At 51.0% G+C, this 12,217-nt stretch carries 7 protein-coding genes; all 7 read right to left on the bottom strand.

Annotation, left to right across the window (positions count from 1 at the left end; all coding sequences use genetic code 11):
• Positions 1-70 precede the first annotated feature (70 nt).
• A complete protein-coding gene (locus tag ACTQZS_RS10665) occupies positions 71-322 on the bottom strand; it encodes a hypothetical protein (protein WP_441475776.1) in 252 nt (83 codons plus the stop codon).
• Positions 323-511: 189 nt separating this feature from the next.
• Positions 512-2,581, bottom strand: a complete 2,070-nt coding sequence (glgB, locus tag ACTQZS_RS10660; protein WP_441475819.1) for a 1,4-alpha-glucan branching protein GlgB — start codon at positions 2,579-2,581, stop codon at positions 512-514.
• An 800-nt stretch (positions 2,582-3,381) separates the two neighbouring features.
• Positions 3,382-4,149, bottom strand: coding sequence for a TatD family hydrolase (locus ACTQZS_RS10655; RefSeq protein ID WP_441475775.1), 768 nt, complete (start codon positions 4,147-4,149; stop codon positions 3,382-3,384).
• A gap of 304 nt (positions 4,150-4,453) precedes the next feature.
• Positions 4,454-6,463 carry a methionine--tRNA ligase gene (gene metG / locus ACTQZS_RS10650; RefSeq protein ID WP_441475774.1) on the bottom strand — a complete coding sequence of 670 codons (2,010 nt, stop codon included), beginning with the start codon at positions 6,461-6,463 and terminating at the stop codon, positions 4,454-4,456.
• A gap of 129 nt (positions 6,464-6,592) precedes the next feature.
• Positions 6,593-7,813, bottom strand: a complete 1,221-nt coding sequence (locus ACTQZS_RS10645; protein WP_441475773.1) for a homoserine dehydrogenase — start codon at positions 7,811-7,813, stop codon at positions 6,593-6,595.
• A gap of 309 nt (positions 7,814-8,122) precedes the next feature.
• Positions 8,123-9,281, bottom strand: a protein-coding gene (prfB, locus tag ACTQZS_RS10640; protein WP_441101301.1) for a peptide chain release factor 2 whose coding sequence is annotated in 2 segments (ribosomal slippage) — positions 8,123-9,172 and positions 9,174-9,281 — 1,158 coding nt in all. Because the reading frame shifts where the segments join, the coding sequence is not laid out codon by codon here.
• A gap of 279 nt (positions 9,282-9,560) precedes the next feature.
• A complete protein-coding gene (gene secA / locus ACTQZS_RS10635) occupies positions 9,561-12,155 on the bottom strand; it encodes a preprotein translocase subunit SecA (protein WP_441475772.1) in 2,595 nt (864 codons plus the stop codon).
• Positions 12,156-12,217: the final 62 nt, after the last annotated feature.

Here is a 12,217-nt window from a genome sequence, read left to right as displayed (position 1 = left end):
TACGATATGTAAAAGGACCGCCCCTTTCTTTTAAATTTTAGTTCAAAACTAAAATAACAAAAGCAATCTTCTAAACTCCCTTTATAACATCGTCTATCACAGATTTTGCAAAATCATAGTCATTTTTTTTCACATAAACATAGTACATGATTTTTTGGTTCGGATTTTCACCAAAGTTGCCCAGCAATCCAGAACCTCTGTTAGACCTTCCAAAATCGCTACTTTTTATCTCATATCTAATCTTAGCACTATTAAGCTTTCTGGTAATATTTTGCAATTTTATCGTATCATATGTTAAAAATAGTTCTCTTTTCCCAAACATATAATCACCTAAAATCTTATTGACACTAACCACGCTGTTTGAATGCCGATCATAATTATAATGAGGTGTGCTAAAACATTTGATAACTATTTTTTCATGGATCTCTCCTCATATAAACAATACATTCTCAAATCTTTTTACAATGGACAAAATAGCTATACTATATATCGCAAAATTTTACACAGTCTGTCAGTTGAATTTGAATACCGCTGCTCCGTAAGCCGGAAGCTCGTAGGCGATGTGAAGCTTCTGCCCGTCGCATTCGCCCTCCTCGGCCTTGTATTTGAGCGGAACCTTGTGATCCCCTCCGTACTTCTCGCATTTGCTGTCGAGAATCAGCGTGTAATTCCCGGCCTTCGGCACGCCGCACATATAGTCCGCGCGCTCCACCGGCGTGAAATTGATGACAAAGAGAAGATTGTTTCTCTTCGTCGGCGACCATCTCACAAAGCTGAAGATGCTCCGGTCGCAGTCGTCCGCGTTCATCCATTCAAATCCCTCATAGCCCTTGTCATTTGCGTAAAGGGCAGGATATTTCCGGTACATGTTCAGCAGGTCACGCACATAGGCCTGCAGATGCTCGTTCTTCTTGTCCTCCAGAAGGAACCAGTCCAGTTCCCTCTCCTCGCTCCACTCTCTGTACTGTCCGAAATCCTGTCCCATGAACAACAGCTTTTTGCCCGGGTGGCCAAACATGAAGGTATAACCGACCTTAAGATTCTGGAACTTCTCATCCTCCTGTCCCGGCATCTTGTTGATCATCGAGCATTTCAGATGAACCACTTCATCATGTGAGAGAACCAGGATGTATCTCTCACTGAACGCATAGGTCATCGCGAAGGTCATCTTGTTGTGGTTGAACTTGCGGAAATACGGATCCAGCTTCATATACTCCAGAAAGTCATGCATCCAGCCCATGTTCCACTTGTAGGTAAACCCGAGGCCGCCGTCCTCCACCTTTCCGGTCACCTTCGGCCACGCAGTCGACTCCTCGGCAATCATCATGACGCCCGGATTCCGACCGGGCACAAGCGTGTTCAGATGTTTGAAAAATTCAATCGCCTCGAGGTTCTTGTTGTCCCCGTATTTATTTGCGATCCACTCTCCGTCCTTTCTGCCGTAGTCCAGGTACAGCATGGAGGCAACAGCGTCCACCCTCAGGCCGTCCACATGGAACTCCTCCACCCAGTAAAGCGCATTCGCAAGCAGGAAATTCTTCACCTCCGGACGGCCGTAGTTAAAGATCTTGGTGCCCCAGTCCGGATGCTCTCCCTGTCTCGGATCCGCATGTTCGTATACGGCATCGCCGTCAAAATTCGCGAGTCCCTCGGCATTTTTCGGGAAATGCGCGGGTACCCAGTCCAGAATTACACCGATCTTGTTGCGGTGAAGATAATCCACCAGATACTTGAAATCAGCCGGCGCCCCGTAGCGGGAGGTCGGTGCGTAATATCCTGTCACCTGGTATCCCCAGGACTGATCAAGCGGATGCTCGGCAATGCCCATAAGCTCGACGTGAGTATATCCCATGTCCTTCACATACTCGACAATCCGCTTCGCGAATTCCCGGTAGGTATAGAACCCTTCCGGATTTTCCTCACTATATGGATGCTTCATCCAGGACCCTGGATGCACTTCGTAGATCGACAGCGCAGCCGTTTCCGGCACAAGGTTCTGCCTGTTCCGGATCCACGCCGCGTCGCCCCACCGATAGCTCAGATCCGCTATTCTCGAAGCCGTTCCCGGACGAAGCTCCGCCCAGTTCCCGTACGGATCCGCCTTGTACAGCTTCTGATTGTTCTTCGAGATGATCAGATATTTGTAGAGCTGACCCACTGCCGCTCCCGGGATAAAGATCTCCCAGATTCCCTGATCTTCGATCTTTTTCATGGGATTTGCATTCTCATCCCAGCTGTTAAACTCTCCGATCACATACACCGCGACCGCATTCGGCGCCCATAATGTGAACCACGTTCCGTTCTCGCCATTCAGACGCGCTGTGTGCGCGCCCATCTTCTTGTACAGATCATAGTGAGTCGCCTGACCGAACAGATAGGAATCCAGATCAGAAAAAATATGCGGGTCCTGTCTGACCTTGTTTTCCGAAGCCTCTTCCGTTTTTTCGGATTCTCCGGAAATCTCCGGCTCATCCACAATCTTTCCCGACTGCGCCTTCGCCACCGATCTTTTCACATTTTTCTTCACTGAATTTACGGTAGCAGCCGCATTTTTGCCTGCCTTTTCCGTTGCATCCTTCATCGCCTTCGACGCGATATCCGATGCCTCCTTCGCTGCCCTGGCAGCCTTTCCGGAAGCCTCTTTCACTGCAGACGCCGCCTTCTCCACGGTCTCGCTTTTCTTTTCTTCCCCGATGCTTTTTCTTGCCATTTCCCTCTCCTTTATACGGATGCTATTTTCTATGGAATTGCTGTCTCTATTCTCTATAAAAAATGTCCTCTCGTCCCTTTAACCACTTCGCGCGTGAAGGTCCGCCCGGCGTTTTCGAAGAGCTTTCCTCTTTTCCTGACTGTATAAGCTTCGGATTGCTCCGTGCTTCGCACTCCCGCAATCCCACAAGCAAAAGCACTCCCGCGCCGCTTCGCGTCCCTCCGTGCTTTTGCTTGTTGCCTTCGAAATCGCATACCGTCTCTTTCACACGCTTCGCGGATGAAGGTCCGCCCGGCGTTTTCGAAGTGCTTTCCTCTTTTCCTGACTGTATAAGCTACGGATTGCTCCGTGCTTCGCACTCCCGCAATCCTACAAGCAAAAGCACTCCCGCGCCGCTTCGCGTCTCTCCGTGCTTTTGCTTGTTGCCTTCGAAATCGCATACAGTCTCTTTCACACGCTTCGCGCGTGTCGATCCTGTATGCGTTTTCGAAGAGCTTATACAGTCATAATATCACAAAAAGATTTGGATTCGTATAGAAAAATATGGAAAATTCCACAAATGAGGGCCCGGTTTTCTTCCGTCATCTTCCTAATCCGCCCTATTGCATCCGATACATTTTGTAATGCCTCCGATAATCCCAATTGCAATATCTCAGTTCTTCAGGTCAGGCTTACTGCAGCCGGTACATTCTGCAGGCGTTCTCCCAGGTTGTCTGCTCGACTTCCTCCGCTGTTATCCCTTTCAGATCCGCGATCGCACGCACCACATACCGGAGATTCCGGGAACTGTTCCTGCTTCCCCGGTGCGGCTCCGGCGCGAGATACGGGCAGTCAGTCTCCAGAACGAGATGTGACAGAGGAACTGCCTGCACCGTTTCCTTCAGACGTCTGGCATTTTTGAATGTGACCACACCCCCGATTCCCAGATACATCCCCATCTCTGTATATTCCAGCGCCTGTTCGACAGAATACGCATAGCAGTGAATCACACCGCCGATCTCTCCCAGGTTCTCCTCCCGGGCAATATTCATCGTATCCTGTGCAGCGTCTCTGCTGTGAATGATTACCGGAAGCCTGTGACTTCTCGCCAGTTCCAGCTGCTTTCTGAACCAGTAGATCTGCTCCTCCCGGTTATCCTTGTTCCAGTGATAATCCAGTCCGATCTCTCCCACAGCCACGCACTTCGGAAACCGCAGATATTCTTCCAGTTCTTTTACCCGTTCCTCATTCAGCTCCCCGACGTTGTCCGGGTGCAGACCAAATGCAGCAAAGGCATCTGTATAATTCTCCGCTATCTTTCGCGTTTTTTCCAGACTGGACCAGTCGGAGGCCACGTTGACGAACCGTCCCACATGATAATCCGGAAGGGTCCGGATCATCTCATCTCTGTCCTCATCAAAAGCTTCATCCTCGTAATGCGCATGTGTATCAAATATCATTCTTCATCACCTCACATGGTAAAAGTCCATGCTGTAAACATCGTCACATACTGCTGATAGGGTTTGTCGTGAGCTGCGCATTCGCACAACCGCCCTTAACGTTTTGTCCCGGGCAACGCGTTCCTGCATCCGCTCTTATACGTTTGGTCCAGGGCAACGCATTCCTGCATCCACTCTTATACGTTTGGTCCAGGGCCACATGTTCGCACAGCCCCCTTATATGGCAGAAGACTGCAACACACATGCTGCAGTCTTCCGTATAACCCAGCCGCTATATAACGGCATTTTCTCTAAAAAATTTTATTTATGAAATCCCGGAGCCTGACGGCATATCTTTCTCAGGTGTCATCAGGGTCACATTTCCCTCACTGTCTTCCGCGGCGAGAATCATGCCCTGCGACTCCAGACCGGCAAGCTTCGCCGGCTTCAGATTAATCAGACACATTACCTTCTTGCCGACCATCTCCTCCGGCTTGTACCATTTCTTGATTCCGGAAACGATCTGACGGGTCTGGTCACCGAATTTAATCTGAGACACCAGAAGCTTCTTCGATTTCGGAACCTCTCTGCACTCCAGAACCTCACCTACCGCGAACTGCATCTTCGCAAAATCATCATAGGTGATCTCCGCCTTCGGCTCAACGTGGATCTCCGGCTTCTCTTCTCCTGCTGCATCAGCCCCTTCGCCGGCTGTACCGCTCTGCGCAGCCTCTCCGGACGTGGCCTTCTGTCCTTTACGGATCTCCTCTACCTTTTCCATGACATCCTTCAGGTCCTGTCTTGCAAACAGAATCTCCGGCTCTTCCGTCACCTTCGTGCCGCTCTTATACAGGCCGAATTTATCGGCATCTGCATAATCTCTCTTCCCGGTATTGAGCTGCTTCAGAATCCGCTCCGTCGTTTCCGGCATATACGGCTCAAGAAGCGATGCTCCTATGGTAATGCTCTCCGCGAGATTGTACAGAACCGTCGCCAGCCTGTCCTTCTTTGTCTCATCCTTGGCGAGTGCCCACGGCATGGTTTCATCAATGTATTTATTGCAGCGCTTGAAGAGCGCAAAAATCTCGGTAATCGAATCCGCGACGTGAAGTCCCTTCATCTTCTCCTCGACCTTGCCGGCAGTCTCTGTAACAACCGACTTCAGCTGATCGTCCACCGGATCATTCACATTTTTGTCCTCGACAATTCCGCCGAAATATTTATTTGACATGGAAATCGTACGATTTACCAGATTGCCAAGCGTATTCGCAAGGTCAGAATTGAGGCGTTCCACCATCAGCTCCCAGCTGATGACACCGTCATTCTCGAACGGCATCTCATGAAGAACAAAATACCGGACCGCATCAACCCCGAAGAGATTGACCAGATCATCCGCATAGATCACATTTCCCTTTGACTTGCTCATCTTGCCGTCTGCCTGGATCAGCCACGGATGTCCGAATACCTGCTTCGGAAGCGGCTCGCCCAGCGCCATCAGGAAGATCGGCCAGTATATCGTATGGAAACGGATGATGTCCTTTCCGACCAGATGAAGATCCGCCGGCCAGAACTTCTTGTACTGCTCGCTGCTGTTCCCATCGGCGTCATAGCCGAGACCGGTGATATAGTTGGTCAGTGCGTCCAGCCATACATATACGACATGCTTGTCATCAAAGTCTACCGGAATTCCCCACTTGAAAGAAGTCCTGGAGACACAGAGATCCTGAAGCCCCGGAAGCAGGAAGTTATTCATCATCTCATTCTTTCTGGATACCGGCTGAATAAATTCGGGATGTTCATTGATGTACTCAATCAGCCTCGGCGCATACTTGCTCATTCTGAAGAAATATGCCTCCTCCTTTGCCCGTGTGACCGGCCGTCCGCAGTCCGGACACTTGCCGTCCACCAGCTGGGAATCCGTCCAGAAGGACTCGCACGGCGTACAGTACCATCCCTCATAATGTCCCTTGTAGATGTCGCCCTGCTCATAGAACTTTTTGAAAATCTTCTGGACCTGTCTGACGTGATATGCATCTGTCGTGCGGATGAACTTGTCGTAGGAGGTATTCATCAGATCCCAGATCCGGTGAATCTCGGATGCCACGTCATCTACATACTGCTGCGGCGTACATCCCTTCTCCTCGGCCTTGTTCTCAATCTTCTGGCCGTGCTCGTCCGTACCGGTCTGAAAATATACCTGATATCCCTGCATCCTGCGGAATCTCGCAATACTGTCCGCAAGAACGATCTCATATGTATTACCGATATGGGGTTTTCCGGACGCATATGCAATAGCCGTAGAAATGTAATAATTCTCTCCTGTATGTTTTACCATTCTCTAATCACCTCTTCCGCCGACAGATGAGCCGGCTTCTCTGTTGAATAACGCCACATGCAGGACCGGGAGACCATCGTCTCCCGAACCTCATGTGGCATTGAATACCTTGTCACGGGCCTGTCATTCTCAGAAAAATACACGGATTCTTCCAAGGATTTCTTCACCCATCTGGTCCGCTTTTGCCTTAAATTCAGATTCCTTCATCTTTTTTGTGATAAAGGCGAACTCGCCGGGCACTGCCGGCAGACTGATCGGCTCTACCCTGCCAAAAATCTCATTCACCTTGTCAATTTTTTCTGATACTGATCCCTTTACACGAACAAAGAAACGATTCTCCATCGTACTGACGTCACACAGCTTCAGGGTTCTGCTGCTCCAGTTCATCATGATATTGCGATGAAGATGCTTTGCCTCATCCACGACATCCGCCACAACCGCGCTGGCTGTAGGAAGCTTTCCCGCGCCGCTGCCGTAGAACATGGCGTCACCGAGAACATTCCCGTGAATGAAAATCGCGTTGAACACTCCGTTCACGCTGTAAAGAGGGCTGCTTTCGTTGATCATGCCCGGGCAGACCATAGCGTAGAAACCATCGTCGACCTTACAGCTTGTCGCCAGAAGCTTGATCGCCGCGCCGATTTCCTGCGCGTACTTCATATCCACGGCTGTGATCTTTGTAATTCCCTCCGTATAGATGTCATGATAATCCACATGACGTCCGTAAGCCAGAGAAGAAAGGATGGCGATCTTCCGGCAGGCATCGTATCCCTCAATATCCGCCTCCGGATTGCGCTCCGCGTAACCGTTATTCTGCGCCTCCGCGAGAGCCTCATCAAAATCAGATCCGTCCCGTCCCATCTTTGTCAGGATATAGTTTGTCGTCCCGTTCAGAATACCGGTGATCTGATCAATCTCATCCGCTGTGAGCGAGGAATTCAGCGGACGGATAATCGGAATTCCTCCGCCGCAGCTCGCCTCAAACAGATAGTTAATGCTCTTCTCCTTTGCAATCTTCAGAAGCTCCGTGCCATACGTCGCAACGAGCTCCTTGTTGGATGTGCACACGCTCTTGCCTGCAAGAAGAGCGCTCTTGGTAAACTCATAAGCAGGGTGCAGTCCGCCCATGGTTTCCACGACAATGTCTACCTCCGGGTCCTGCAGAATCACATTGAAATCATGGACCAGAACCTTCTCCACCGGATCTCCCGGAAAATCTCTGAGGTCAAGAACATATTTGATATTGATCTCGTCCCCCGCCTTCTTGTTGATACTGTCATGGTTGGTATTGATTACTTCAACTACTCCGGAACCTACGGTTCCGTAACCCAGAACGGCAACATTAACCATCTGTATTCTTCCTCGCTCTCATCTGATGTAGGTGTATAAGTCCCGTCGCATGACAGAGACGGACTGCACACCCGAAGGGCGTGCAAGACCGGCTATGGCTTTGCGACGACAACAGGTATGAGCACGAAGTGACGCGTATGCGGCACGAAAGTGCTCATACCTGTAGCGACGCGAAAGCACAAAGTGCGAAGCGGCGCGTAGACTTATACAAAGGTATTAAAAAAACAGCTCTTCGAAAACGCAGACAGGCCGCCTGTCGCGAAGCGTGTGTAAGAGATTGGATGCGATTTCGAAGTCTCTTACTTTTCGTTACTTCGTGTGCTCCTTCTTCTTCAGCGCGCTCCACTTCAGGTACGCATTGATAAACGGATCAATATCGCCATCCAGGACAGCACTTGCCTGTGCACGCTCTTCTCCTGTCCGCAGATCCTTCACCATCGTATACGGCTGAAGGACATAGGAGCGGATCTGATGTCCCCATGCAATATCCGTCACCTCGCCGCGGATTCCGGCCTCCTTCTCCGCCTGCTTCTCCAGCTCGAGCATATACAGCTTTGATTTCAGGACCTGCATCGCCTTGTCCTTGTTCATGTGCTGGGACCGCTCGTTCTGACAGGTGACCACGATTCCGGTTGGCAGATGGGTGATCCGGATTGCCGATGAGGTCTTGTTGACGTGCTGACCGCCGGCACCGCTGGAACGATAGGTATCCACACGGATGTCCTCGTCACGCACTTCGATATCTATATCCTTGTCCAGATCCGGCATGACATCGCACGATACGAAGGAGGTCTGCCGCTTTGCCTGCGCATTAAACGGAGAAATCCGGACCAGACGGTGAACTCCTGCCTCCGACTTGAGATAGCCATACGCATTCTCGCCGTTGACCTGGAACATTACCGACTTGATGCCGGCCTCATCGCCTTCCTGATAATCCAGTTCCTCAATGCTGAAATGATGCCTCTCCGCCCACCTTGTATACATACGGTAAAGCATGCCGCACCAGTCCATTGCCTCGGTTCCGCCCGCTCCCGCGTTCAGTCTCACGATCGCGTTGCAGGAATCATATTCCTCGGAGAGGAGTGTCTTGATCCGGATATTCTCAAGCTTCTCCTTGAACTCATCCAGCATCTCCCGCACTTCCGGAACGACCGACTCGTCATCCTCTTCTTCGCCCATCTCGATCAATGTCTCGATGTCTTCCTTAGAGGATACCAGCTTCTTATAGGTGTCCCGATCGTCCTTGAGGTTTCCCAGCTCTCTTGTCTGCTTCTGAGCCTCCTCCGGGTTGTCCCAGAAATTCGGCTCCTCCATTTTTCTCTCTAATTCTTCGATCCGCTGCTCTTTGCTAGCGAGGTCAAAGTGAATCCCTCACTTCCACCAATGGCTGATCGAATGTCCTGAGTTCCTGTTTCATGTTTTCAAGTTCTACTACCACCAGCTTCACCACCTTTTGTTCTGTGAACATTTTATTCCGGTTTGCGTATCCTGAAGGGCCGGTTCCGAAAACCGGTAATCGGGGCCCTCTTTAACGAGATAAAACACGCTGCGCGAGTTTTATCTCGCTATCGCGACGCTCGCCGCACACGAATACTTCGCATTCGGCTGCGGCTCACTGTTCGCGTAAAAAAATATTCCCGCCGCATGCCGTCATCTGTCCGACGGCATGACGATGCTGTCGCGCCGGCAGGACACCATCCGGCACGGCAGCTCTTCTGATCATCTGCTCTTCGGATCAGTTCTTCACTCAGATATCCAGCGGCGGTGCTCCCTTCCGTCCGTGACACTGCTTATACTTCAGACCGCTTCCGCACGGGCAGGGGTCGTTCGGATAAATCTTTTTTGCCTTTTTCTGTATCGGCTTCCGTTCGGATGTGTCATCTCTGTTGGTTCCGGTGACCTGAGCTACCTGCTCACGCTCCACCTTCTCCTCAATCCGGACATGGTACAGCAGGCGGATGGTGTCCTCCTGAATTGACGCGGTCATTTCATTGAACATGTCATAGGCCAGCATCTTGTACTCCACCTTCGGATCCTTCTGGCCGTATGCCTGAAGTCCGATACCCTGGCGCAGCTGCTCCATATCATCGATGTGATTCATCCATTTCTCATCGATCACACGCAGAAGGATGACACGCTCCAGCTCACGGATCTGTTCCTCAGACTGGAACTGGGCCTCTTTTTCCTCATAAAGCCGGACTGCCTTGTCCTTGAGGTTCTGCTTCAGCTCCTCCTTGCCCTTCTTCAGAGCAGCGACATCTTCTTTCGTTATCTTCTGAAGAGGAATAATCGGAAGCAGCAGACGGTTCAGTTCATCCAGATCCCAGTTGTCCGGTTCATCTCCACTCTCGCCGATCGCCCGCTCCACGGTGTTGTCGATCGTGTCGTAGATCATCTTCATGATAGAATCACGCATGCTCTCGCCGTTCAGAACCTGGCGGCGCTCCTTGTAGATGATCTCTCTCTGCTCATTGTTGACAAGGTCATAATCCAGAAGATTCTTACGGATTCCGTAGTTGTTGCCCTCGATCTTCTCCTGCGCCTTCTCGATTGTCGATGAAAGCATCTTGTGATGAATCTCCTCACCCTCGGATACGCCCAGAGATTTGAAGACGGACATCAGCTTCTCGGAACCGAACAGGCGGAGAAGATCGTCTTCCAGTGACAGATAGAAACGGCTCTCTCCCGGATCTCCCTGTCGTCCGGAACGTCCGCGCAGCTGATTGTCAATACGTCTCGACTCATGCCGCTCCGTACCGATGACCTTCAGTCCTCCGGCCGCTCTCGCTTCCTCATCAAGCTTGATATCAGTACCACGGCCCGCCATATTCGTGGCGATGGTTACCGCGCCCGCCTCGCCCGCGTGGGATATGATCTCGGCCTCAAGCTCATGATATTTCGCGTTCAGTACCTGATGCGGAATTCCCTCTCTCTTCAGCATGCGGCTGAGAAGCTCTGATGTATCGATGTTGACGGTACCCACAAGTACCGGCTGTTTCTTCGCGTGAGACTCCTTGACGTCCTCGATTACCGCCCGGTATTTCTCCTTCTTTGTGATATAGACAGCGTCATCATGATCGATTCGGGCGATCGGTTTATTCGTCGGAATCTCGATGACATCCATTCCGTAAATATCACGGAACTCCTGCTCCTCTGTCAGAGCGGTACCTGTCATACCTGCCTTCTTCTCATATTTATTGAAGAAGTTCTGGAAGGTGATGGTGGCAAGCGTCTTGCTCTCGCGCTTTACCTTTACGTGCTCCTTTGCCTCAATCGCCTGATGCAGTCCGTCGGAATAACGGCGGCCCGGAAGCACTCGTCCGGTAAACTCATCTACGATGTAGACCTGATCATCCTTGACAATGTAATCACGGTCCTTGAACATCAGGTTGTGCGCACGAAGCGCCAGGATGATGTTGTGCTGGATCTCAAGATTCTCCGGATCCGAGAGGTTGTCGATGTGGAAGAACTGCTCCACCTTTTTGACGCCCTGCTCGGTCAGCGTCACAATCTTGTCCTTCTCATTTACGATAAAGTCTCCGGTCTCCTCGATTTCCTCGCCCATGATGGCAGTCATCTTGGTAACCTCGCCGGAAGCCTCACCGCGCTGAAGCTGTGTCGCCAGAATATCACACGTCTCGTAGAGCTTCGTGGATTTTCCGCTCTGTCCGGAAATGATCAGAGGGGTGCGGGCTTCATCGATCAGAACCGAGTCAACCTCATCGATGATCGCATAAGCAAGATCTCTCTGCACCATCTGATCCTTGTATATCACCATGTTGTCACGAAGATAGTCAAAACCGTCCTCGTTGTTTGTGACATAGGTAATGTCACAGTTGTACTGGGCACGGCGCTCATCATTCTTCATGCTGTTCAGAACGCATCCTACGGTCAGACCCAGGAACTCATGAACCTTTCCCATCCAGCCCGCGTCACGGCTCGCCAGATAATCATTGACGGTGATGATGTGCACTCCTCTTCCCGTAAGGGCGTTCAGATAAGCCGGCATCGTGGATACAAGGGTTTTTCCTTCACCGGTCTTCATCTCCGCGATACGCCCCTGATGAAGAATAACTCCGCCGATAATCTGAACTCTGTAGGGTTCCATACCCAGTACACGTTTTGCCGCCTCCCTTACGGTTGCAAACGCTTCCGGCAGAAGGTCATCCAGTGTCTCGCCGCCCGCCAGGCGGTCCTTGTACTCCTTCGTCTTGGCACGAAGCTCATCGTCGCTGAGCGCCTGCATGGCGGGACGATAGGATTCTACCTTGTCTACGATCGGCTCAATTCGTTTTAACTCTCTCTGGCTGTGTGTGCCAAAGATTCTTTCTGATAATTTCATTACTAGATTCTAAGCTCCTGTGTGGTTTACGAGGAAAAAACGCCTTTCGGCGTCTTTTCCCT

Source organism: Bilifractor sp. LCP19S3_H10 (genome assembly GCF_052119185.1).
GTDB lineage: Bacteria > Bacillota > Clostridia > Lachnospirales > Lachnospiraceae > Bilifractor.
This window is presented reverse-complemented; position numbering and strand designations above follow the sequence as displayed.

Bases quoted from the DNA above. Each gene is read 5' to 3' on its own strand.
- ACTQZS_RS10665 (WP_441475776.1), bottom strand. From the start codon at position 322: ATGTTTGGGAAAAGAGAACTATTTTTAACATATGATACGATAAAATTG.
- glgB (WP_441475819.1), bottom strand. From the start codon at position 2,581: ATGAAGGATGCAACGGAAAAGGCAGGCAAAAATGCGGCTGCTACCGTA.
- ACTQZS_RS10655 (WP_441475775.1), bottom strand. From the start codon at position 4,149: ATGATATTTGATACACATGCGCATTACGAGGATGAAGCTTTTGATGAG.
- metG (WP_441475774.1), bottom strand. From the start codon at position 6,463: ATGGTAAAACATACAGGAGAGAATTATTACATTTCTACGGCTATTGCA.
- ACTQZS_RS10645 (WP_441475773.1), bottom strand. From the start codon at position 7,813: ATGGTTAATGTTGCCGTTCTGGGTTACGGAACCGTAGGTTCCGGAGTA.
- secA (WP_441475772.1), bottom strand. From the start codon at position 12,155: ATGAAATTATCAGAAAGAATCTTTGGCACACACAGCCAGAGAGAGTTA.